The sequence below is a fragment of the Afipia felis ATCC 53690 genome (assembly GCF_000314735.2).
In the GTDB taxonomy this organism is placed as follows: Bacteria; Pseudomonadota; Alphaproteobacteria; order Rhizobiales; family Xanthobacteraceae; genus Afipia; species Afipia felis.
On the sequence record NZ_KB375270.1, the window covers coordinates 1,388,736 to 1,410,134 of the forward strand.

Consider the following 21,399-nt stretch of genomic DNA (forward strand, 5'->3'; position numbering starts at 1 on the left):
TGGGTAGGTTTCTCGGATTGATTGTAGCAAGCTGTCTTCCGTCCAAGCCGTTTCCACTCCTGCCCTGGCTGTCGAGGATCGAATGCTGAAAGAACTCGTACCGACCGGCAAGCTGCGCGTCGGCCTTGCCTATGCGCCGGCGCCAACCCCCGTCTTCGTCGCCAGAGATGGCGACAATGTTCACGGCCCCGCTTTCGACATTGGCAACGCGCTGGCGAAGAAGCTTGGCGTCCCGGTCGAGCTTCATGTCACTGCGACCACGGGCGAACTGACCGAAGCAGGCAGCGCCGGTCTTATCGACATCGGTTTCATGCCCGCCGACGAGGCACGGAAGCAGCGGCTCGATTTCAGCCCACCCTATTTCGTCATAGAAAGCACCTACCTTGCTACCGCCGACTCTGGGATCAAAACGATGGCAGACGTCGATCGTGCGGGCGTCAAGGTTGTGGGCATCGACGGCTCGACCACAATGCGAGCTGCAGCCCGAACGCTGAAACAGGCGACAGTTACTGTCGCAAAATCGGTCGACGAAGCCATGGCCAAGATGAAAGCCGGCGAAGTGCAGGCATTCGCCCTGACCCATGACGCTCTGCCGAAGCTCCAGAAACAGCTTCCAGGCTCAGTCATTCTGGATGGTGCATTTCAGACCGTGGGCGTTGCCATCGGCATTCAGAAGAACAAACCCGCCGCTCTCGCTTATGTGAAGGCGTTCATCGAAGACGCCAAAAAGGACGGCACCATCCGCAAGACATTCGACAGCGCCGGTTTACAGCAACTGACTGTGGCGCCCTGAACCGCTTCACACGTCAACCCAACACGCACGAGGCTTGATCGCCATCGAGCCTCGTGCTGAAAACATCCGATGTAATTCGTGAAGGATCGACCATGACCCTGAAGCTCGACACCGCCCGTAAAATCCTCGACGCAGCACTCGCCAAGATCGCCGAACTGAAGACCAAGCCGATGGCTGTCGTCGTGCTCGACGCGCGCGGCTGCATCAAGGCTTCCGTCCTTCAGGATGGCACAAGCCTCATGCGCCACGAAGTTGCGCACGGCAAGGCTTACGGCGCGCTCGCTATGGGGGTTGGCTCGCGCGCGCTCTTCAAGCGCGCCAACGAGCAGCCCTACTTCATCGACGCCGCCAACACCATGGCGCGCGGCGCGCTGATCCCCGTCCCCGGCGGCGTGTTGATCAAGGATGCAAACGGCGACGTGGTGGGCGCGGTCGGCATCAGCGGCGACACCTCCGACAATGATGAGATTTGCTGCATCGCAGGCATCGAGGCCGTTGGCCTGAAGGCTGACGTCGGCTAGGCCGCATCGCAGGCACGCGGCGGCGAGAGACAACCTCTCACCGCTTCATCAAGAAACGTAAAAACGGAAACGTCCATGCCTGTACCCAAGGCGTCCGCCGCGCTTTCGCGCTTCACCGTGCTTGATCTCACCCGCGTTCGCGCGGGTCCGACCGCCGTGCGGCAACTCGCAGATTGGGGCGCAAACGTCGTCAAACTCGAAGCTCCGACCGATCTGCCGGATGACGAGCAACTCGGCGGCGCAAGGCACGGCCCCGACTTTCAGAACCTGCATCGCAACAAGCGCGCGATGACGATCAACCTGAAGAATGAGGCAGGCAAGAAAGCCTTCTATCGCATGGTCGAGAAAGCCGACGTCGTGGTGGAGAATTTCCGCCCCGATGTGAAGGCGCGGCTCGGCATTGACTATGAGACGCTGCGCAAGATCAACCCGCGCATCGTCTATGCCAGCATCTCCGGCTTCGGTCAGGATGGGCCTTACGCCAAGCGGCCGGGCTTCGACCAGATCGCGCAGGGCATGGGTGGGCTGATGTCCATTACCGGCGCACCGGGCGAAGGCCCGATGCGTGTCGGCATTCCGATCGCCGACCTCACCTCTGGCCTGTTCTGCGCGATGGGCATCCTCACCGCGCTGCTGGAACGCGAGGTGTCCGGCGAAGGCCAGGCGGTGCAGACCTCCCTCCTGCATTCGCAGATCTTCATGCTGGATTTCCAGGCCGCGCGCTGGCTGATGCAGCATGACGTACCGAAGCAGGCTGGCAACAATCATCCGACCATGATTCCGACCGGCGTGTTCAAAACCTCGGACGGCTATATGAATATCGCCGCCACCGGACAGGTGATCTGGGAACGTCTCGCACATGCAATCAGCCGCAGCGATCTGATCGAGCTGCCGCAATATCGCAATCCGAAAATGCGTTCGGAAAACCGCAATGCGTTGAATGCCGAGATCGAAAAGGTCACAAGCACCGGGACCACCGCCGAATGGATTGAACAGCTGAACAAGGCTGGCGTACCGTGCGGGCCGATCTACACCATCGACAAGATGTTCGACGATCCGCAGGTCAAACATCTCGACATCGTCCAAAAGGTGCCCGGCACCGGTGAGCGCGACGTGAACCTGGTCAAGCAGCCCTTCTCGCTGTCGCGGACCCCAAGCCGTTTCGTCGCTCCGCCTCCCGAGGTCGGACAGCATACCGACGAACTGCTGCGGGAATTCGAGTTCAGCGACGAGGAAATCGCCGCATTGAAGCAGAGCAAGGCCGTCTGACAACAAGGCGCATCATGACAACGACGGACAAGATGATCGCCCGCAAGGACGGCGCGATCGGCACCCTGATCTTCAACAATCCGGCGCGCCACAATGCGGTCTCGCTGGAAATGTGGCGCGCCTGCACCGACATCATGAATGACTTCTCTACTGATTCCGCCATTCGTGTGGTCATCATCACCGGCGCGGGCGAAAAGGCATTCGTCTCCGGCGCGGACATTTCCAAATTCGCTGAGGAACGCGCCTCCAGGGATGGCCTCGAAGCGTATAACGAGGCTGTCGATGCGGGTTACGCCTCGGTCTACAACTGCCCAAAACCGACCATCGCCATGATCCGAGGCTATTGCGTCGGCGGCGGCATGGGACTTGCGAGCTGCTGCGACATCCGCATCTGCACGGACAATTCGCGTTTCGCCGTTCCGGCCGCCAAACTGAGCGTCGGCTACCGCTATGCCGGCGTGAAACGGCTGCTCGATATCGTCGGCCCCTCCTTCACCAAGGAAATCTTCTACACCGCGCGACAGTTCGATGCCGAAGAAGCGCGGATCATGGGTTTCGCCAACCGTGTGGTGCCGAACGATCAGCTCGAAACCTATGTCAGGGACTACGCCGCCACCATCGCGGCCAACGCACCGCTAACCGTCAGTTCGATCAAATTCATCGTCGGCGAAATCGCCAAGGATGAGAGTGCCCGCGATATGGCAAAATGCGACGCGATGGTCGACGAATGCTTCGCGAGCGGCGATTATGAGGAAGGCCGCAAGGCGTTCATGGAAAAGCGCAAGCCGGTGTTTACCGGCAAATGAGGATTTGAAGATGACAGGCCGCCGCCCAGCAGAACCGGGCATGACGATCGCGCAAGTCGAGACGCCGGCGCTAGTCGTCGATCTTGATGCGATGGAGGCTAACATTGCAGCGCTTGCGGCGCGTGTCGCGGCCTACCCTTCCGTGCGCGCCACGCCGCACGCCAAGGCGCATAAAAGCGTCGAGATCGCCAGGCGTCAGATGGCGGCGGGCGCAAGCCGGGTGTGCTGCCAGAATGTCGCCGAGGTTGAGGCGATGGCGGCGGGCGGTATCGACAATATTCTCCTCTCCAATGAAATCGTCGGCGCGGGAAAGGCGAAGCGTCTCGCTCAGGTGGCGCGCATGGCAAAGATCGGTGTCTGCGTCGATCACACCGATCAGGTCGCAGTGCTGGCCGATGCCGCACACGAGGCTGGCGTCACTCTCGACATTCTAGTCGAAATCGATGTCGGTATGGGACGCTGCGGCGTCACTTCTACCGCCGACGCCGTGGCGCTTGCGAAAGAAGTCGTCAAACATAAAAACCTTCGTTTCACCGGTTTACAAGCCTATCACGGAAGCGCGCAGCATCTGCGCCACCCCGAGGAGCGTGTTGCCGCCATCTCCAAAGCGACCGCCTTGGCGCGCGAGACGGCCGATGCTCTGCGCGCAGCAGGCCTTCCGTGCGATGTCATCGCCGGCGCGGGCACGGGCTCCTACGAAAACGAAATGACCAGCGGCGTCTACAACGAGTTGCAGTGCGGCTCGTATGTGTTCATGGATGCCGACTACGGCCGCAACGACACCGCCTACCCGTTCCGCAACGCGCTGTTCGTTCTGACAAGCGTCATCAGCGCCGCTGCTCCGGGCCATGCGGTGTGCGACGCGGGGCTGAAATCGCTTACTGCGGAAAGCGGCCTGCCGGTCACATATGAAGCGCCCGGTATCACCTACATCAAGGCTACCGACGAGCACGGCACGCTGCAGTTGTCCTCGCAGACAACCGTCAAGCCCGGCGACCGGCTGAAACTGATCCCAGGTCATTGCGATCCCACCGTCAACTTGCATGACTGGCTCGTCGCCTATCGCGGCGACAAGGTCGAAGCTGTGTGGCCGGTGGCGCGCGGCTGGTAACGAACGATTGGTATCGCAATGAAGCCGAGCAACCTGCAGGTCGATTCCGGGCGATTGTGGCACGATATTCATGACACCGCGAAGTTCGGCAGTACACCCAAGGGCGGCGTCAAGCGCCTTACCCTGAGTGCCGAAGACAAAGAAGTCCGCGACTGGTTTCGCACCGCATGCGAACAGGCAGGTTGCGAAGTCCACGTCGATGCGCTCGGCACCATGTTCGCGACCCGCCCGGGTCGCGACAATTCGAAATTGCCTGTCGGCTTCGGCTCGCATCTCGATACCCAGCCGACCGGCGGCAAATATGACGGCGTGCTCGGCACGCTTGCCGCGCTCGAAGTAATCCGCACCCTGAACGATGCCGGGATCGAGACCGACGCTCCGCTGTGCGTCGTCAACTGGACCAACGAGGAAGGCTCGCGCTTCGCGCCCGCAACGATGGCGTCGGCCGCCTATGCCGGTGAATACGCCACCGAAGATATTCTGGGACGCCGCGACACCGATGGCGTCAGCGTGGCGGATGCGCTCGATAGCATCGGCTATCGCGGCAGTGAGGCGGTCGGCTTGCGCAAATTCGCAGGCTTTGTCGAACTGCACATCGAACAAGGCCCCATTCTCGAAGCTGAAAACGAGACCATCGGTGTCGTCGAACGCGGCCAGGGCATCGCATGGTACGACGGATCCATCACCGGATTTGCCAGCCATGCCGGCACCACGCCGATGCCGCTGCGGCACGACGCACTTCTGGCCCTGTCCGAGCTCGCGCTCGCCGTCGAACAGGCCGCGATCACATATGGCCCCAATGCGGTTGCGACCATCGGTGAGATCAAGATCGAGAACGCATCCCGCAACGTCGTGCCCGGCGAGATTCACTTCACCATCGATGCACGCAGCGGTGCGGCGGACATTCTCGACAAACTGCATGACGCATTCAGAAAGGCGGTCACCGAGATCGCCGCACGCCGCGGCGTCGGGATCGAACTCATTCCGGTCTGGCGCAAAGAACCGACGGTCTTCGACGCAGGCCTCGTTGAGGCTATCGCGCAGTCGAGCCGCGAACTTGGCTATGCAAGCCGCCGCATGATGTCCGGAGCCATCCACGACGCCTGCAACCTCAGCACCGTGATGCCGGCTGCGATGATCTTCGTCCCCTGCAAGGACGGCATCAGCCACAACGAGCTTGAAGACGCGACGCAAGCCGACTGCACGGCGGGCGCAAACGTGCTGCTTCACACCGTGCTGAAACTCGCGGGCATCGCTGACGAGAAGAAGAGCTAGTTCGCGTTCGGCAATTGCGTGCCGAGACCCGCGATCCGCATCAAGGACTGGATCTGGCTTTTCTGGTCTGCGCGCAACTGCGCCAAGAACGGTCCGGCCGCAACCATTAACCGTTTCACCGCCTCGTGGTCGGCGTCCATCGACGATGGCTGGCGGCGAGTAATGTGCATCGCCGAGATTACCTCTTTCAACGCACTTTCTACCGGTGGCCAGTATTTCTCCTGCGCAGCGGTAAGCTTCAGACGCGCCTTGATCGCTGCGATCTGCTGATCATCAAGCAGCGCCGTCGTCGCCCGAACCGGCGCTGGCGCCGGCGCCACCACGGGCGCCACCATGAACTGCCGCGCGGTGTCCAGAAACATACTAACGCTCACGGCAGGCGGCGGCGCGCGCGAGGCCAGACGGTCTGCCTTGATTTCGGCTGTCGAGCGCACCGGCCAAGGTTCGGGCTCGGCTTTGCGCTCGGCCATAGCATCGCCGGGTTCGACAGCCGCTTCAGGGCTACCGAAATCGTCGATCACGACGATCGTGCCGATCGCCGCAGCCGCTCCGACCAGCGCAGCTATCGCAATATAGGGGGCCCAGGCCCGCACCCTTCACTCCTGTTTCTGCGACGTCGGGGAAACCATCCAAATATGGCGCCCTCGTGCCGCAGTGGCAGCCGGTGCCGCCAGTTTCGGCGCTTCTCGGCTGGAATCGGGTTTTCCGCGATTCGGCCTTCGTCTCCAACCAATTGCGGCCTGATGTCACGCTGGATTCCGGTGTTAGCCTATCAGGGTTTCAGGCCCTAGACGCGAGAAACACCATGACCCCGCCCCCAGGCACTCTGCCCCGTATCGTCATTGTTGGCGGTGGCGCGGGCGGCCTCGAACTTGCCACTCGGCTGGGCCACCGCCTCGGACACAAACAGGCGCAGATCGTGCTGGTGGACCGCAACCCCTCCCACCTCTGGAAGCCACGCCTGCACGAGGTTGCCGCAGGCCTGATCGGGAGCGGTGACGACGAAACCAACTATCTCGCTCATGGCTGCGTGCACGGGTTTGATTTTGCCTTTGGCAGCCTGCTGTCGATCGACCCCACAGCCAAGACTGTGAAGCTCGACCGCGTCCTGAGCCCGGCCGATGGCAGCGAGATTCTCGGCGAGCGCACCCTGCATTACGACACGCTGGTGCTGGCGCTCGGCAGCCGGGTGAATGATTTCGGAATTCCCGGCGTGCTCGAGTATTGCCATATGCTCGACAGCCCGGCTCAGGCTCTGAAACTGCAGCGGGCCTTCCTGGACGCGGCCATTCAGGTCGGTGCAGGCCGGCTCGACCGGGTCCGCGTTGGCATCGTCGGCGCTGGCGCCACCGGCGTCGAGCTTGCCGCCGAGTTGCACCACGCGGTCCATGCCATGGAGCGCTGGGGCGGCCTCGGCGCCAGCGGCAAGCTCGATATCACGCTGGTGGACATGGCCTCGCGCATTCTGCCAGCGGTCGACCCGAAGACTTCCAGCCACGCCACGAAGGTGCTTGAGAAGCTTGGGGTTCGTATCCTGCTGGGACAAAGCGTCGAACGGGTGACCGCCGACGCCCTGCACCTCAAGGGCGGCAAAACGGTACCTTGCGAGATCAAGGTCTGGGCATCCGGCGTATCGGGTCACGACATCGTCGCAAAACTGAAAGGCCTGTCGCTTACGCCGGGCAATCGTATCAAGGTCGATGACCATCTCGCCTGCATCGGTGCTCCGGACATCTTCGCAATGGGCGACTGCGCTGCGGCTCCTGCCCATATTGGAAATGCCCTGGTACCGCCGACCGCGCAGGTCGCACATCAGCAGGCCAATTATCTGGCAAAATTACTGGAACGCCGTCTGGCCGGACGAAGCATTGGCCCCTTCAAGTACCAGCCGCGCGGCACCCTGGTGTCGCTCGGCGAAGGCGGCGCTGCGGGCGAATTCCCAACGCTGCGGCATAGCCAGTCTGTTTTCCCGGCCAACGGCACTCTGGCCAAATTGCTATATGTGTCGCTCTATCACATGCACCGTGTTGCCTTGCACGGCTGGCTGCGAGCCACGGCGCTTTTTCTGGCCGACCGGCTGCGGCGCACCACGCTGCCGCCGGTCAAATTGCACTAGCGCGGCGCGCTCCCCGAGACGTCATACAACTCGCGCATATAAGCAAGGCCCTGCACGGCCAGACGCTGTTCGTCATGCTGACCGGCAGAAGTCAGCTCATCAATATAGCTGGTGAGCTTGATACGCGAAGCCTCCAGCTCGGCATCGTCCACGCTACGCATCATGGCGAAGGTCGTCATCACGCGATCAATCACATCGTTCATGCAAGCCTCGCTGTCGTTGGGATAATTAAGCTTGGCATACCAACGCCGGTGCATCGCAAAAGTTCCGCTTTTGCAACCGGGCGACTGACTGCGGCCTGTCCTTAACTGCGAGGTCTCAAATCAGTCGCCGCGGCGTCTCCAACTTCAGCCAGCGCGGCATTGCGCTTATCCGCAGGCGCTGCGGTTTCCGTCAGATATGCCGCCACGATGATGGGCGCTGAATCAGGTGGCCACAGAATGCCGATGTCATTGGTCGAACCGCGCTCGCCGCTGCCTGTCTTGTCACCCACCCGCCAGCCGGAGGGAAGCCGTGCCCGCAAACGCGCATCGCCGGTCTTGTTGGCCAGAAGCCAGGCCTGCAATTGCGCGGATGACGCCTTGGCCAGCGCGTGTCCGAAGATCAACTTCTGCAGGTTCTCCGCCATCGCGGCGGGCGTCGTGGTATCGCGGACATCACCGGGCACGGCCTCGTTCAAGGTCGGCTCGGTACGATCGAGCCGGGTCAGCGGATCGCCCAATGCCCGGGCAAATGCCGTGACGCCGGACGGGCCGCCAAGCATGGCGAGCATAAGATTGCCGGCCGTATTGTCGCTGAGCGTGATCGCCGCCTCGCACAGTTCGGCGACCGTCATCCCGCTCTCAATGTGTTTTTCCGTGACCGGCGAATAAGTGACGAGATCGCTCTTGGTAAAATGTACGCGCCACTCGAGCGTCTCCTGCTTCTGTTCGACACGCTTCAGAATTGCTGCAGCGGCCATCAGCTTGAACGTGCTGCACATCGGGAAACGCTCGTTCTCCCTGTAACCGAAGCTGCGGCCCGAACCGGTGTCGAGAACGGCGACGCCGAGCCTGCCTTCCACCTTGGCTTCGATGCGGCTGATCCTGTCTTTCAGATTCTCCAACGGTCCCGCAAAGACCTGAGGTGCCGAGATCCCTGCCCCAAGCAAGGCGGTCGTTCCGATCAGGAAGGTACGTCGTGTTGTCATCATTCGAGAATGTACCATGCAAATAAAAAGCCAGGACAGCTTGTGCGGTCCTGGCTTAGAAAGCCGTCAGTTGCGGCTTTCAGATGGCAACAGAAGTTACTTGAACAACTTCATCGCATTGTCGAGCGTCGACAACACACCCCAGATCAAAGGAATGCCAACGAAGCCCCAAGCGATAATGAGTTGCAGCGTGCTGGTGCCGTTTTCTTGTGTGCTCTGCATGATGTTCTCTCCTTATGCCTTGGCGCTGTCGGGTGCAGTGGCCAGCGCGCTGTTGGCAACGCTGCCCGGCTTGTCTCCAACCATCCAGTATTTGGATGCAACCGCCTTAACCAGAAGGTTGCAGATGAAGCCAACCACCAACAAGCCAGCCATGATGTACATGGTGTTGTTGTAAGCCTGTGCCTTGGGAACACCGTGAGTGATGTTGTACTCACGGAGATAGTTGACGATCACCGGACCGAAGATGCCAGCCATCGACCACGCGGTCAGCAGCAGGCCGTGGATAGCGCCGACGTACCGGACGCCAAACATATCCTTCAGATAGGCTGGCACCGTCGAGAATCCGCCGCCGTACATCGAAATGATGACAAGGAAGCAGCAGACGAACAGAACGACATTCCCGGAATTGCCGGCGAAAGGCACCGTGCAATACAGGATGAAGCCGAGCACCATGTACACGAAGTACGTGTTCTTGCGGCCGATATAGTCCGACAGCGACGCCCACGAGAAACGGCCGCCCATGTTGAACAGACTCATCAAGCCGACAAAGCCCGCGGCGGCGATCGGCGTGATCTTGCCGGGGAACATTTCCTGGCTCATCGCGGAAGCCTGACCGAGCACGCCGATGCCGGCGGTGACGTTCAGACAGAGAACCCACCAGATCAGCCAGAACTGCGGAGTCTTGACGGCGTCGTAGACGAAGACGTCGTTACGGGTGATCAGCTTCTTGCTCGTTTCCGGAGCCACGTAGCCGGCCGGAGCCCAGCCGGGCGCCGGGACGCGCACGATGATCGAACCAACGATCATGAAACAGAAATACACCACCCCGAGCACGATGAAGGTTTCCATGACACCGATGTGCGTCGGGGTATTGAACTTGCTCATCAACCAGACCGACAGCGGCGAGGCGATAAAGGCGCCGCCACCGAAACCCATGATGGCCATGCCAGTTGCCATGCCGGGACGATCCGGAAACCATTTGATCAGCGTCGAGACCGGCGAAATGTAGCCGATGCCGAGCGCGATGCCGCCCAGAACGCCATAGCCGAGATAGATCAGCCACAGGGTATGGAGATAGACACCAACCGCCGATACGAAGAAGCCGCCGGCCCAGCAGCAGGCCGCGGTGAACATCGCTTTGCGCGGGCCGCCTTCTTCGACCCAGCGGCCGAATATGGCGGACGAAACGCCGAGGAAGAAAATCGCGATGGAGAAAATCCACCCGAGCTCGGTGAGCTTCCAATCGCCGGGGGCTGATTGCGTGATGCCGATCAGCTTGGTCATCGGCAGGTTGAAGACGCTGTAAGCGTAAGCCTGACCGATACAGAGATGCACGCAGAGCGCAGCCGGTGGAACCATCCACCGGCTGAAGCCCGGCTTAGCGACCGTATTTTCGCGGTCTAAAAATGAAGCCATGTTGTTTCTCCCCTCACAGCCACTTCTAGGGTGGTCTGCTATCCCATTGGCAATCCAGTTTTCTCCGTGCCTCCGCTTCAGCGCGGACTGGGACGTTGCCCAAGGCATCGGCGAGCCGCGAGGATCACGACGCGCGGCATTTCAACTGATTTAAACCCGCCTCACTTCAGATATTCCCATCCATCGGAATGATAGATGGAATCCATCGGATTGGGACAGAACGTGGAGTTAATGTCGATCAGCCAAAGGTAGAACGACATTCATTCGGCAGGGCTATGCTGCTCCTGCGAACGGAATCCGACTTCATATTATCGGACCACGATGGAAATGCTGTTGGAGAGCTATGCCTAGCCGAGCTTCTCGATCAGGAAGATGATCCCGCCCATATCGCGCTTCACGACCTCGATACGGTCGCCCGTTTCCCCGATCAGATGAGGGAGATCGATCGCTGCGAGCGGATCGGTGCAAACGACTTCGATGCTGTCGCCGGGTTGCATGGACTTCAGCGCCTTGCGGGTTCGCAAAACCGGTAAGGGACACTTCAATCCGCTGAGATCGAGCCGGTGGGATGACATTGTCGTTACAGCAGGCTCGAATACGGAAGGAAGTTGAGCAGATCGCCCGGCTTGATGCTGGAGACAGTCTCTTCCAGTTCAACGAGGCCGTCGGTCTGTACCAGCGATGACAGCAGGCCCGCGCCTTCGCGCGGAAATTTCACGGCGTCGAAAAACCCGGCATCGCCTTGTTTCAGCGCCACCCGGATATATTCCCGGCGCCCTGCCTTCTTGCGATAATCGAATGCCGCGCGCACACGCAGCGGAACGAGTGGTATCGGAGACGTTCCCGCAAGAGCGAGAATCGCAGGCCGCACCACATAGGTAAAGGTGACGAAGCCCGCCACCGGATTGCCTGGCAAACCGATAAACGGCGTGCCGTCAATTACCCCCATCGCCACCGGACGGCCCGGCTTGATCGCCATGCGCCAGAACACCAGCGAGCCGATGATCTCGATCGCTGCTCTGACATGATCCTCCTCACCCGTCGAAACGCCGCCGGTGGTCAGGATCAGGTCACACCTTTGTGCAGCCTGTTTCAGCGCCGCTGCGAGCATCGCCCGATCATCGCGAAGGATGCCGAGGTCCATAACCTCGCAGCCGAGGCGGAGCAGCATCGCGCTCAGCATGGTGCGATTGGAATCGAACAGTTGCGCCGCGGCTCGCTCCTCACCCGGCGCCACCACTTCGTTTCCTGTCGAGAAGACGGCAACGCGCGGACGCCGGCGTACCGCAAGCTCGGTCAACCCGAGCGCCGCCGCCAGCGCAACATCCTGCGGGCGCATCCGCTTGCCTTTCGACAAGGCAATGGAGCCTTGCGAAATATCCTCGCCGGCCAGACGAACGTTCGCCCCCGGTTCGAGGCCGGGCGGCAGCAGGACGGTACCATCGCCGACCTCGACGTCTTCCTGCATGTAGACCGTGTCGGCGCCCGGCGGCATCGGCGCGCCCGTGAAAATGCGGATCACATGGCCGGGCCGGATGACTTCATTCGCTATGGCGCCCGCCGTAACGCGGTTCTGCACCTTGAATTCACGTTCGCCACCGACCGGTACATCCTCGCCGCGCACCGCATAACCATCCACGGCGGAATTCATGAAGGATGGAATGTTGATCGGCGCAATCACATCGGCCGCAAGGGTTCGGCCATCGGCAGAAGACACCTCGACGCTCTCGATGTCTTCGACCGGCGTCAGGCGCGAAGTGATGATGGCCAACGCCTCATCGACCTTCATCATCGGGCCACCGAATGCGAAACAATCATCCGAGAGTTGCGCCATGCTTCAACCCATCGTGGCACGCGCGAGAAGCTCGTCGCGATTCTCGGCATGTGCTTTCACGAAATCCGCAATCGCAGGAATGTCGTTGAGACCCAGCACCGGCAATTCGCTCTCCACGCGCACATCGGTCGCGACCGCGATGATGTTCGGATCGTTCGGAAACATCAACGGCTTGGCATTCTCGGCGCGATAGATCTCGATCTTGCGATGCTCCTGCGCCTTGAACCCCTCGATGATGACGTAATCAACGGGCGCCATTTTCGACAGCAACTCGAAAAGCGATGGTTCGGGATCACCGCGTAGCTCGTTCAGCAATGCCCACCGTTTCGCCGAGGAGATCAGCACCTGCGTCGCGCCGGCCTGGCGATGGACCCAGGAATCCTTGCCCGGCTTGTCCATATCGAACTCGTGATGTGCGTGCTTGATGACGGAGACACGCGCGCCTTCGCCGATCAGATGCGGCACGAGGCGCGACAGCAGCGTGGTCTTTCCCGCCCCGCTCCATCCGGCCAGCCCGATCACCCGCATCGCATTCTCCACTCTATTCTTAGCGTGCTATAGCGTGACTGTCGCCCGGCACAAGCCGCAAGGCGTCAAATCGATGCGGACTGCAGGAACCATGAGGACGGATCGCATGATAGAAAATGGCTATCCGCCCACGCCCGGCGTAATTCTGGCGGGCGGCCTCGCCCGCCGCATGGGCGGCGGCGACAAGCCGATGCGGCTCATTGCCGGGCGTCCTATTCTGGAGCGCGTGATCGACCGTCTCGCACCGCAATGCGATGGGCTGGTGCTCAACGCCAATGGCGATCCCGCACGCTTTAAGGCGTTCGGCCTGCCAGTTGTGTCCGATGACGTCGCGGACTTCCCCGGTCCGCTTGCTGGGGTGCTGGCGGGCCTGGAATGGGCGGTGGTGAACCGTCCTGGCGTCCAATATGTCCTCACCGCCGCAGGCGACTGTCCCTTCCTGCCGCGCGACCTCGTGTCCCGCCTGCATCAGGCCCGGCGTGACAACGATGCCGAAATTGCGGTCGCCGAATCCGGCGGTCAGATGCATCCGATTATCGCGATCTGGAATGTCGAGATTCGTCATGCCATCCGGCATGCCCTGACGGTCGAGGACTTCCGCAAGGCTCATGCCTTCGTGCGCCGATTCCGGCTGGCGCAGGCGTCATGGCCAACCGAACCGCTCGACCCGTTCTTTAATGCCAATCAAGCGGATGACCTCGCGGAAGCGACGCGGCTTGCAGCGCTCGACGGCGGGTGACAGCGCTTCGGAGGAGCAGCCTGCGATTGCAGCAGGCGAATTCCTTTATTCTCGAGGCAACAAAAAAGGCCGGCTTTCGCCGGCCTTTTCGTTGGATCGCGTGAGCGATCAGCAAGTCTTAGTAGCGGGCAACAACCGGGCCACCCCAGTTGAAGTGGTAGTTGATGCCGGCCTTCACAGTGTGAAGGTCGTCGCTGTAGCGCACGGTACCGGGAGCAAACGCCACGGTGGTGTGATCGAAGTTGTAATACTGGTACTCGATCTTCGCCGACCAGGCCGGAGCGAACATGTATTCGAGGCCAGCGCCGACGGTGTAGCCAGTGTCCTTGCGGTCAACCAGGGCCAGCGAGGTCGAGTCGATGCCGCCGTTGTCGCGGAATGCAACACCGCCCTTGGCGTAGATCATGCCAGGACCCCAGGTGTAGCCGAGACGGCCAGTGACCGAAGCCAGCCAGTCGTTCTTGATGCGGATCGCATCGGTGCCGTCGCTGAAGGTATGACGGTTGCTCGACAGCCCGTTGAATTCGCCCTCGAGACCGACAACCCAGTTCGGAGCGAACTGGTAGTTGGCGCCGACAACGCCGCCGCCGAGGAACGAGCTGTCGTTACGGGTGCCGACAATAGCCGCGTTATCCGTGGTGAAGCCGCTCGAGCCCTGGAACGCGCCGCCAACCTGGGCACCGATGTAGAAACCGGTCCAGTTGTAGATCGGGGCAACGTAAGCCGGCGGAGCCTTGGTATAGGGGCGGGCCGCGAGGTCAGCAGCGAACACCGAGGTCGAGCTCAGAGCCGCGACAGTGGCTGCAAGAAGGATCTTTTTCATAGAGGTAGTCTCCCAAACGTCCGTAGAAGTCGAATGAACGCTATTGACCACGATGCGGCGCAAAATGCTGTAGCGAAAACACCACAGTGAACTTTCAAAAACCGTAGCGTAAACAAGGCAATAACGTGGCAACACCACACGGGAACTCAGGCGAACAAATCCGGATTTTCGGTACCTCAGAACCGTTTCGCCTCCATTGGTAGATTGGTTTTCTCCTGATGGGACATGTTCCGGAACGAATCCGCCCTCGCGCCATTGAGTCGGCTGGCCTTGCGTAACCCGGAGTTAACGATGGCGCCCCGTGCGAACTGGAAGGGCTTCCTCCGTTTGTCCCTCGTCACCTGCCCCGTCGCGCTGTTTCCCGCGACATCCGAGACCGACAAGATTCGCTTCAACCAGATCAACAAGAACACCGGTCATCGAATCAAATACGCCAAGGTCGATGCCGAGACCGGCGAGGAAGTTGAGCGCGAGGACATCGTCAAAGGCTACAAGGTCGACACCGACACATATATTCAAGTCAGCGACGACGAACTCGACAACATCGCGCTGGAATCGGCCCACACCATCGACATCGACGAATTCGTCCCTCGGAACGAGATCGACAATCGTTTCCTGATTCGTCCCTATTACATTGTTCCCGACGGCAAGGTCGGCCAAGACGCCTATGCCGTGATCCGCGAGACGATCCGCTCCATGAACATGATGGCGCTCGGACGCATCGTGCTGACCAACCGCGAACACGTCATAGCGCTGGAGCCGCTGGAGAAGGGATTGATGGGCACGCTGTTGCGCTTCCCTTACGAGGTGCGCGACGAGGCCGACTATTTCGGCGACATCAAGGATGTCAAAGTCACCAAGGAAATGCTCGACCTTGCCAAACACATCGTCGAGGGCAAGACCGGCGATTTTGATCCCAGTCATTTCGAGGATCATTATGAGAGTGCGCTTACCGAACTGATCGACCGCAAACGTTCGGGCCAGAAGATCAAGGCACCGAGCACGCCCCGCGAAAGCGGTAACGTCATCAATCTGATGGATGCGCTCCGCGAGAGCCTGAAAGGCAATGCCAAATCCGCGCGTCGCCCGGCTCGCACCACTCCCCGCGCGACCAAAAAGCAGACCAGTTCGAAGGCGCGCGCCCGCAAGGCAAGCTAGAGAGGATTGGCCGCTTAAGGCAGCGCCTTATTTCTTCTTCCCGTGGGCGCGGAAGACGACCGGCAGCGTGAAACTCAATCCTTCGTCCGCAACCAGCGGCGGCGGCGCGGGCACGGGATCGGAGCGCTTCAGCATCGCGAGCGCCGCCTGATCGAATTCGGGATATCCCGAACCCTGGACAATCGTGCTCGAAATGATGTGGCCGGTCCGGTCGATTTCGAAACTCACCATGATCTTGACGCTGACATCGGAGCGATCGGTCGGATAGCGCTTGTGATGGTCGAGGTGCGCGACCAGTTCCTTCTGCCACGTCGTCTTGATGCGCTGCTTGCTCGCGCCAGTGCCTTGCGCCAGCGTCGTCGACCGATCGGATTGCTGGGCCGCCTCCGAGGTCGGCATCGCGGTCGCTTCCGCGGCTATCGACTCCGTCGAGGGCGCCTGCTGCTTGGCAGCGACATTCGGATCATCTTCTTTCGGGTCGGTGGCCTTGTCGGGAGATACCACCCGGTCCGGGTCTTCGGATTCGATCGGCTTATCCTGCGGCAGGTCGGTCTTCTTCACCTCCGCCTTCTGCTCCGTCACCTGCGGCGAAGCCGCGGAGGCTTCAGTGTCCGGTCCCGGTGGCAGGTCCGTCGCCTCACCGCGTGGCGCAAGAAATTCGAGGCCCACCTCGATGCCGGCTGCACCCAGTTCGTCGTCGTCAGCCGTGTCGGTCAGACTCGTCACCGCGATGGCCGCAACCGCGCCATGCAGGATCAAGGCCGCGATGGCGGCGAACAGCCATACGCGCCTCGACGGGTCGTTCCACAGCCGGTTCAGGAACATCGTTCTTCCGGTTATTGCGGCTTCGCCGCCGGGATGGCCGTGCCGGTGCTGTCAGGCACACCCTCGAGCGCCACCAGCGCCACTTTCAGATATCCACCGGCACGAAGGATTTCGAGAACATCCATCATGTTGCCGTAAGACACCGCGCGGTCTGCGCGCAGGAAGATACGGCGGTCCTTGTTGCCCTCTCCGGCTGCATCGAGCGCGTTCACGAGATCGACCCGCTTCACGGGCGTCTCGCCAATCGCGACAGCGAGGTCGGACTTGATGGTCACATAGGTCGGCTTGTCCGGCTTCTTCGTCGGCGTCGCGGTCGAAGACGGCAGATCCACCGGCAAGTCGACGGTGGAGAGCGGCGCCGCAACCATGAAGATGATCAGAAGAACCAGAATGACGTCGATAAACGGCGTGACGTTGATCTCATGCGTTTCGCTGAGATCGTCGCCATCATCGACATCGTTGAACGTAACACCCACGAACCGTCTCCGTTATTCGGCTGCGTGCGAGACCGCGCTATGGCCACGGTCGAGATCGCGCGATAGCAGACGGCCCGCCGCCCCGGACGCCTGGCTGACAAGCTCCAGATAGCGCTTCGTCACGCGGGAGAAGTGATTGTAGATGATGACCGCCGGGATCGCCGCGACGAGGCCCATGGCGGTTGCGAGCAGCGCTTCCGCGATGCCCGGTGCAACCACGGCGAGGTTGGTCGTCTGCATCTTCGAGATGCCGATGAACGAGTTCATGATGCCCCAAACCGTGCCGAACAGGCCGACGAACGGCGCGGTCGCGCCGATGGTCGCGAGCATGCCCATGCCGAGGCGCATCCGGCGTGCCTCGCTACGTGTCAGTTCAGCGAACAGCGACGCCGCCCGCTCCTTGATGCCCGCATCGCCGACAATGCCGGACGACAGCCGCACTTCATGAACGGCCATTGCCAGGAACGATGACAGCACGGTCTTGCCGGTGCCGAGCGCCATGCGTGCCTCGGCCAGCGTGCGCGAGTTCGACACCGCGCGGAGCGCATCCTTGAGCCGCTTCTGCGCCACGAACTGCTCACGCATTTTCGCAAAGCAGATCGTCCACGTCATCAACGACGCGAACGCGAGACCGATCATCACGAGCTTGACCACGATATCGGCCGACATGAACATCGACCACGGCGACAGATCGTGCGGAACCGCCATGCCCTTTGCAGCCTCCGCCGCTGGTAACGCCGTGGGCGCAGGTGTTGCAGTCGCAGTCGGCGCGGTCGCTGACGGTACGGCAGGCGCAGGCGAACTGACCGCCGGAGCAGCGGACTGCGCAGGAACAGCCTGCTGTGCCAATACGGGTGCAACGCCTGACAGACAGGCGATAATCGAAAGGCACGTGATCAAGCGAATGGTTTTCATACGTCGGCCCAGTAGCAATGAGGTTGCGAACAATGCCGGTCAATTTGACCGTTTCAGGGTCATCCCGACCCGGCTGTCCGATCAAGGCCTGAACGGCCCTCGGGACCGAACCTGCCAAACTCGTCTCCTTGTTAGCCCTGTATGTCCCAGGAGAGGGCTCAAGTCATTCTTCGACGTGCATTTTTTGGCTTTGAAAGGATAGAATAGGTCTAGAATTCCGCGATAGCGGTAATGCTCGCGGCCAGCCACAGTGCCCGCCTCTGCCGCTTCTCCCCCCAGCATGTTAAAATGCTTGGAGTTTTCTCAATTCCCGGTGATTTTTGGCCGTTCCCTTGCCTCTGGATAAAGAATTCGCTGATGACCGCTACACGAGCGCGCTGGCCGCACTGGCTCGTGACGGACGCTTGCGTAGCCTGCAACCGCGCCTGGGGATCGATTTCGTCTCCAACGATTATCTGGCGCTTGCGGAATCCCCCCGCCTGCGCAAGGCGGTGACTGCCGCGATCGAATCCGGCACGCCGATCGGCGCTGGCGGCTCGCGCCTGCTGCGCGGCAATTGCACAGAGCATGAACAACTCGAGGCTGATGCGGCTAATTTCTTCGGAGCGGAAAGCGCACTGTATTTCGGCGCAGGCTACAGCGCGAATTTCGCTGCACTGAGCACTCTGCCCCAGCGCGGTGACCTGATCGTGATGGATGCACTCGCTCATGCCAGCATGCGCGAGGGTGCGAAAGCTAGCCGCGCAGAAATTGTCGAGACCCCGCATAACGACAGCAACGCCGTTGCAGACGCCATCCGGGCGTGGCGGACCAAGGGCGGCAAAGGCCGACCGTGGATCGCAGTCGAGAGCATCTACTCGATGGACGGCGATACTGCGCCGCTCGACGAACTCATGGCGATCGCCGACCGCAACGACGGTTTTCTCTACATCGACGAGGCGCATGCTACCGGCGTGTTCGGACCGGAGGGACGCGGCCTGTCCGCCGCCTATGAAGGCCGCACCAATGTCGTCGCCGTTCATACCTGCGGCAAGGCGCTCGGCGCATCGGGCGCACTGGTAATGACGACGAAGCTGCTACGCGATTTTCTCATCAACCGCAGCCGCCCCTTCATCTTTGCCACCGCGCCCTCGCCGCTGATGGCGGTCGCCGTTGGAGAGGCCTTGAATATCCTGCGCGAGGAGTCCGAACGGCGGCAACGACTGCATGATCTTATCTTACTCGCGGGCGACAAAATCCGCGCGCAAGGCTGGACGCCATCCGGCTCGCAGATCATCCCCTACATCGTCGGCCACAACGAGCGCACCATGACGCTTGCGGCTGCCCTGCAGCGGCGCGGCTTCGACATCCGCGGTATTCGTCCGCCGACCGTGCCTGCGGGCACTGCACGACTGCGCATCTCGCTGACGCTGAACGTGACCAACGCGGACGTCGAATCCATGCTTGCGGCGCTCAAGGAAGAAGCGCAAACACTGCAGGCATGACCACACGACTGATCGTCAGCGGCACCGATACCGATGTCGGCAAGACTGTGTTTTGCGCAGGCCTCGCCGATGCGCTCGACGCTGACTACTGGAAGCCGGTGCAGGCCGGGCATGAGGATGGCACCGATGCGCGCCGCGTCGCCGAACTCGGCGGCCTCTCTGCCAAACGCATCATTCCCGAGCAGTATGTCCTCAACACGCCCGCCTCCCCACACTACGCGGCGCGCATCGACGGTGTGACGATCGACGCCAACACGCTCCGTCCACCGCCGCCCGGCGAGCGACCGCTCGTGATTGAAGGCGCTGGCGGCCTGATGGTGCCCGTGAACGACGATACGCTTTTCATCGACATCTTCGCACGCTGGAAATTGCCGTTGGTGCTCTGCGCGCGAACCACACTCGGCACCATCAATCATTCGCTGCTGTCGATCGAGGCGGTGAAGCGCCGGAATATTCCGCTCGTCGGCATTGCCTTCATCGGTGACGAGCAGGCCGAGAGCGAACGCATCATCTGCAAGCTTGGCGACGTCCGCCACCTCGGCCGCCTGCCCCGTCTCTCGCCGCTCACGCGCGAAAGTCTGCGTGGCGCGTTCGCTGCATCCTTCAACCTGACCGACTTCGCCTCATGACCTCACCGACCAAATCGCCGGTCTGGCATCCGTTCACGCAGCATGCGCTGTATGACGACTTTCCCACCATCGTGCAGGCCGAGGGCGCATATCTTCACACCGATGACGGCCGCCGCATTCTCGACGCCATCGCCTCATGGTGGGTCGTCACACACGGCCATTGCCACCCCGACATCGTTCGCGCGATCCAGGCAGAGGCAGCAAAGCTCAACCAGATCATCTTCGCTGCACAGACCCATCCACCCGCCGAACAAGTCGCGGAGCGGCTGATTGCACTCGCGCCCGAGGGGTTGTCGCACGTCTTCTTTTCGGACAGCGGTTCAACCAGCGTCGAGGTCGCGCTCAAGATGGCGCTCGGCTACTGGCGCAACCTCGGCGCACCGCGCGAACGCATCGTGGTGATGGAGCATTCCTATCACGGCGACACCATCGGCACGATGTCGGTCGGCGCGCGCGGTGTGTTCAACGCCCCCTACGAACCCCTGCTGTTCTCTGTCGACCGCGTGCCATTTCCGGCTGAAGGACAGGAACAGGACACACTCGATGCCTTGGAGCGTGCCTGTCGCGAGAAGCCTGCGGCTTTCATCGTCGAGCCGCTGATCCTCGGCGCGGGCGGCATGCTGATGTATCCGCCGCACATCCTGCGCGAGATGCGTCGCATCTGCACGAAAGCCGACGTGCTGTTCATCGCCGACGAGGTGATGACCGGATGGGGGCGCACCGGCACGCTGTTCGCTTGCGAACAGGCGGACGTGACGCCCGATATCGTCTGCTATTCGAAGGGTATCACCGGCGGCGCGCTGCCGCTCGCCGTGACGCTGTGCACACCCGCGATCTTCGAGGCACATTATTCGACGGACCGTTCAAAGACGTTCTTCCACTCCAGCTCCTACACCGCGAACCCGATCGCCTGCGCCGCCGCGCTCGCCAATCTGAAACTGTGGGACGACCCACAAACCCGCGAGCGGCTCGCATCGCTCTGCGCCATGCAGGAGCGCGCGATTGCGCCGTTCCGAAACGATTCCCGTTTCGAGAATGTCCGCCGCTGCGGCACCATCACGGCGCTGGATCTGAAAGTCGGAGATGCCGGCTATCTTGCCAAAATCGGGCCGAAGCTTCTCACCCATTTCAACCGGCGCGACATCCTCCTGCGCCCGCTCGGCAACAACATTTATGTGATGCCGCCTTATTGCGTCACGCCGGAGGATATCGAGCGCATTTACGGCGCGATCGCAGAGGCCGCAGCCACTCGGCCCTGATCGCTGCCGGA

General features: G+C 61.3%; 24 protein-coding genes and 1 pseudogene. 12 read left to right on the top strand and 13 right to left on the bottom strand.

All coding sequences use genetic code 11. The features are described 5' to 3' along the window. The first annotated feature begins 82 nt into the window (after positions 1-82). From HMPREF9697_RS06575 to HMPREF9697_RS06600, 6 genes are all read left to right on the top strand, one after another. Positions 83-793, top strand: coding sequence for a transporter substrate-binding domain-containing protein (locus tag HMPREF9697_RS06575; protein WP_002716395.1), 711 nt, complete (start codon positions 83-85; stop codon positions 791-793). Between the two features lie 92 nt (positions 794-885). Beyond that, positions 886-1,314, top strand: coding sequence for a GlcG/HbpS family heme-binding protein (locus tag HMPREF9697_RS06580; protein ID WP_002716396.1), 429 nt, complete (start codon positions 886-888; stop codon positions 1,312-1,314). Positions 1,315-1,389: 75 nt separating this feature from the next. After that, positions 1,390-2,583 carry a CaiB/BaiF CoA transferase family protein gene (locus tag HMPREF9697_RS06585; protein ID WP_002716397.1) on the top strand — a complete coding sequence of 398 codons (1,194 nt, stop codon included), beginning with the start codon at positions 1,390-1,392 and terminating at the stop codon, positions 2,581-2,583. A 14-nt stretch (positions 2,584-2,597) separates the two neighbouring features. Next, positions 2,598-3,389 (top strand): enoyl-CoA hydratase, encoded by a 792-nt coding sequence (locus HMPREF9697_RS06590; protein ID WP_002716398.1) that lies wholly within the window; start codon positions 2,598-2,600, stop codon positions 3,387-3,389. Positions 3,390-3,399: 10 nt separating this feature from the next. Then, complete coding sequence (locus tag HMPREF9697_RS06595; protein WP_002716399.1) at positions 3,400-4,500, top strand: DSD1 family PLP-dependent enzyme; 1,101 nt, start codon at positions 3,400-3,402, stop codon at positions 4,498-4,500. A gap of 18 nt (positions 4,501-4,518) precedes the next feature. Next, complete coding sequence (locus tag HMPREF9697_RS06600) at positions 4,519-5,775, top strand: Zn-dependent hydrolase (protein WP_002716400.1); 1,257 nt, start codon at positions 4,519-4,521, stop codon at positions 5,773-5,775. Here HMPREF9697_RS06600 and HMPREF9697_RS06605 read toward each other — a convergent pair. Beyond that, the gene (locus HMPREF9697_RS06605) at positions 5,772-6,368 is read right to left on the bottom strand and encodes a hypothetical protein (RefSeq protein WP_002716401.1); all 597 of its coding nucleotides are present in this window, start codon (positions 6,366-6,368) and stop codon (positions 5,772-5,774) included. The genes HMPREF9697_RS06600 and HMPREF9697_RS06605 overlap by 4 nt on opposite strands. Before the next feature lie 212 nt (positions 6,369-6,580). Between HMPREF9697_RS06605 and HMPREF9697_RS06610 the strand changes: the two genes are divergently transcribed. Further along, positions 6,581-7,891: an NAD(P)/FAD-dependent oxidoreductase gene (locus HMPREF9697_RS06610; RefSeq protein WP_002716402.1), complete on the top strand. Its 1,311-nt coding sequence runs from the start codon at positions 6,581-6,583 to the stop codon at positions 7,889-7,891. Here the strand turns inward: HMPREF9697_RS06610 and HMPREF9697_RS06615 are convergent. The 7 genes from HMPREF9697_RS06615 to mobB all read right to left on the bottom strand — a co-directional run bounded on the left by HMPREF9697_RS06615 (position 7,888) and on the right by mobB (position 13,080). After that, positions 7,888-8,094: a hypothetical protein gene (locus HMPREF9697_RS06615; RefSeq protein ID WP_040308154.1), complete on the bottom strand. Its 207-nt coding sequence runs from the start codon at positions 8,092-8,094 to the stop codon at positions 7,888-7,890. The genes HMPREF9697_RS06610 and HMPREF9697_RS06615 overlap by 4 nt on opposite strands. A gap of 101 nt (positions 8,095-8,195) precedes the next feature. After that, positions 8,196-9,083: a class A beta-lactamase gene (gene bla, locus HMPREF9697_RS06620; protein WP_430642199.1), complete on the bottom strand. Its 888-nt coding sequence runs from the start codon at positions 9,081-9,083 to the stop codon at positions 8,196-8,198. A 93-nt stretch (positions 9,084-9,176) separates the two neighbouring features. Then, a complete protein-coding gene (locus tag HMPREF9697_RS21635) occupies positions 9,177-9,302 on the bottom strand; it encodes an MFS transporter small subunit (protein WP_002716405.1) in 126 nt (41 codons plus the stop codon). Between the two features lie 12 nt (positions 9,303-9,314). Then, entirely contained in the window at positions 9,315-10,718 is a 1,404-nt protein-coding gene (locus tag HMPREF9697_RS06625; RefSeq protein ID WP_002716406.1) for an L-lactate MFS transporter, read from the bottom strand. A 347-nt stretch (positions 10,719-11,065) separates the two neighbouring features. Continuing rightward, positions 11,066-11,293, bottom strand: a complete 228-nt coding sequence (locus HMPREF9697_RS06630; protein WP_002716407.1) for a sulfurtransferase TusA family protein — start codon at positions 11,291-11,293, stop codon at positions 11,066-11,068. A 5-nt stretch (positions 11,294-11,298) separates the two neighbouring features. Further along, on the bottom strand, positions 11,299-12,552 hold the full coding sequence (locus HMPREF9697_RS06635; RefSeq protein ID WP_040307837.1) for a molybdopterin molybdotransferase MoeA: 1,254 nt from the start codon (positions 12,550-12,552) through the stop codon (positions 11,299-11,301). Between the two features lie 3 nt (positions 12,553-12,555). After that, positions 12,556-13,080 carry a molybdopterin-guanine dinucleotide biosynthesis protein B gene (gene mobB / locus HMPREF9697_RS06640; protein ID WP_002716409.1) on the bottom strand — a complete coding sequence of 175 codons (525 nt, stop codon included), beginning with the start codon at positions 13,078-13,080 and terminating at the stop codon, positions 12,556-12,558. A 106-nt stretch (positions 13,081-13,186) separates the two neighbouring features. On the opposite strand from mobB, the gene mobA reads away from it, so the two are divergent. Then, positions 13,187-13,819, top strand: a complete 633-nt coding sequence (gene mobA / locus HMPREF9697_RS06645; protein ID WP_002716410.1) for a molybdenum cofactor guanylyltransferase MobA — start codon at positions 13,187-13,189, stop codon at positions 13,817-13,819. Positions 13,820-13,937: 118 nt separating this feature from the next. Here the strand turns inward: mobA and HMPREF9697_RS06650 are convergent, their stop codons facing one another. Continuing rightward, on the bottom strand, positions 13,938-14,642 hold the full coding sequence (locus HMPREF9697_RS06650; RefSeq protein WP_002715740.1) for an outer membrane protein: 705 nt from the start codon (positions 14,640-14,642) through the stop codon (positions 13,938-13,940). A gap of 291 nt (positions 14,643-14,933) precedes the next feature. On the opposite strand from HMPREF9697_RS06650, the gene ku reads away from it, so the two are divergent. Further along, entirely contained in the window at positions 14,934-15,800 is an 867-nt protein-coding gene (gene ku, locus HMPREF9697_RS06655) for a non-homologous end joining protein Ku (RefSeq protein WP_002716411.1), read from the top strand. A 27-nt stretch (positions 15,801-15,827) separates the two neighbouring features. Here ku and HMPREF9697_RS06660 read toward each other — a convergent pair whose 3' ends face one another. The 4 genes and pseudogenes from HMPREF9697_RS06660 to HMPREF9697_RS20830 form a co-directional block, all read right to left on the bottom strand. Beyond that, positions 15,828-16,625: a TonB family protein gene (locus tag HMPREF9697_RS06660; protein ID WP_002716412.1), complete on the bottom strand. Its 798-nt coding sequence runs from the start codon at positions 16,623-16,625 to the stop codon at positions 15,828-15,830. 11 nt (positions 16,626-16,636) lie between these two features. After that, positions 16,637-17,101, bottom strand: a complete 465-nt coding sequence (gene exbD, locus HMPREF9697_RS06665; protein WP_002716413.1) for a TonB system transport protein ExbD — start codon at positions 17,099-17,101, stop codon at positions 16,637-16,639. 12 nt (positions 17,102-17,113) lie between these two features. Then, positions 17,114-18,016 carry a tonB-system energizer ExbB gene (gene exbB / locus HMPREF9697_RS06670; protein WP_051053903.1) on the bottom strand — a complete coding sequence of 301 codons (903 nt, stop codon included), beginning with the start codon at positions 18,014-18,016 and terminating at the stop codon, positions 17,114-17,116. Then, positions 18,013-18,113: pseudogene (locus HMPREF9697_RS20830) on the bottom strand (PKHD-type hydroxylase); the annotation flags it as partial. The gene exbB and the pseudogene HMPREF9697_RS20830, both read right to left, overlap by 4 nt. A gap of 235 nt (positions 18,114-18,348) precedes the next feature. Between HMPREF9697_RS20830 and HMPREF9697_RS06675 the strand changes: the two are divergent. Genes HMPREF9697_RS06675 through HMPREF9697_RS06685 form a run of 3 tightly spaced genes read left to right on the top strand, consistent with a single transcriptional unit; the run spans position 18,349 to position 21,388 of the window. Next, positions 18,349-19,500, top strand: a complete 1,152-nt coding sequence (locus HMPREF9697_RS06675) for an 8-amino-7-oxononanoate synthase (protein WP_002716415.1) — start codon at positions 18,349-18,351, stop codon at positions 19,498-19,500. Next, positions 19,497-20,129, top strand: coding sequence for a dethiobiotin synthase (gene bioD / locus HMPREF9697_RS06680; protein WP_002716416.1), 633 nt, complete (start codon positions 19,497-19,499; stop codon positions 20,127-20,129). The genes HMPREF9697_RS06675 and bioD overlap by 4 nt, the downstream gene beginning before the upstream one ends. Continuing rightward, positions 20,126-21,388: an adenosylmethionine--8-amino-7-oxononanoate transaminase gene (locus tag HMPREF9697_RS06685; protein WP_002716417.1), complete on the top strand. Its 1,263-nt coding sequence runs from the start codon at positions 20,126-20,128 to the stop codon at positions 21,386-21,388. Before bioD ends, HMPREF9697_RS06685 begins: the two co-directional genes overlap by 4 nt. Positions 21,389-21,399 lie beyond the last annotated feature (11 nt).

Coding starts and splice junctions, on each gene's coding strand:
- HMPREF9697_RS06610 (WP_002716402.1), top strand. CDS start 6,581: ATGACCCCGCCCCCAGGCACTCTGCCCCGTATCGTCATTGTTGGCGGT.
- HMPREF9697_RS06575 (WP_002716395.1), top strand. CDS start 83: ATGCTGAAAGAACTCGTACCGACCGGCAAGCTGCGCGTCGGCCTTGCC.
- HMPREF9697_RS06660 (WP_002716412.1), bottom strand. CDS start 16,625: ATGTTCCTGAACCGGCTGTGGAACGACCCGTCGAGGCGCGTATGGCTG.
- HMPREF9697_RS06650 (WP_002715740.1), bottom strand. CDS start 14,642: ATGAAAAAGATCCTTCTTGCAGCCACTGTCGCGGCTCTGAGCTCGACC.
- HMPREF9697_RS06615 (WP_040308154.1), bottom strand. CDS start 8,094: ATGAACGATGTGATTGATCGCGTGATGACGACCTTCGCCATGATGCGT.
- mobB (WP_002716409.1), bottom strand. CDS start 13,080: ATGCGGGTGATCGGGCTGGCCGGATGGAGCGGGGCGGGAAAGACCACG.
- HMPREF9697_RS06685 (WP_002716417.1), top strand. CDS start 20,126: ATGACCTCACCGACCAAATCGCCGGTCTGGCATCCGTTCACGCAGCAT.
- HMPREF9697_RS06585 (WP_002716397.1), top strand. CDS start 1,390: ATGCCTGTACCCAAGGCGTCCGCCGCGCTTTCGCGCTTCACCGTGCTT.
- HMPREF9697_RS06630 (WP_002716407.1), bottom strand. CDS start 11,293: ATGTCATCCCACCGGCTCGATCTCAGCGGATTGAAGTGTCCCTTACCG.
- ku (WP_002716411.1), top strand. CDS start 14,934: ATGGCGCCCCGTGCGAACTGGAAGGGCTTCCTCCGTTTGTCCCTCGTC.
- mobA (WP_002716410.1), top strand. CDS start 13,187: ATGATAGAAAATGGCTATCCGCCCACGCCCGGCGTAATTCTGGCGGGC.
- HMPREF9697_RS06580 (WP_002716396.1), top strand. CDS start 886: ATGACCCTGAAGCTCGACACCGCCCGTAAAATCCTCGACGCAGCACTC.
- exbB (WP_051053903.1), bottom strand. CDS start 18,016: ATGAAAACCATTCGCTTGATCACGTGCCTTTCGATTATCGCCTGTCTG.
- bla (WP_430642199.1), bottom strand. CDS start 9,083: ATGATGACAACACGACGTACCTTCCTGATCGGAACGACCGCCTTGCTT.
- HMPREF9697_RS06590 (WP_002716398.1), top strand. CDS start 2,598: ATGACAACGACGGACAAGATGATCGCCCGCAAGGACGGCGCGATCGGC.
- HMPREF9697_RS06595 (WP_002716399.1), top strand. CDS start 3,400: ATGACAGGCCGCCGCCCAGCAGAACCGGGCATGACGATCGCGCAAGTC.
- HMPREF9697_RS06625 (WP_002716406.1), bottom strand. CDS start 10,718: ATGGCTTCATTTTTAGACCGCGAAAATACGGTCGCTAAGCCGGGCTTC.
- HMPREF9697_RS21635 (WP_002716405.1), bottom strand. CDS start 9,302: ATGCAGAGCACACAAGAAAACGGCACCAGCACGCTGCAACTCATTATC.
- HMPREF9697_RS06635 (WP_040307837.1), bottom strand. CDS start 12,552: ATGGCGCAACTCTCGGATGATTGTTTCGCATTCGGTGGCCCGATGATG.
- HMPREF9697_RS06600 (WP_002716400.1), top strand. CDS start 4,519: ATGAAGCCGAGCAACCTGCAGGTCGATTCCGGGCGATTGTGGCACGAT.
- bioD (WP_002716416.1), top strand. CDS start 19,497: ATGACCACACGACTGATCGTCAGCGGCACCGATACCGATGTCGGCAAG.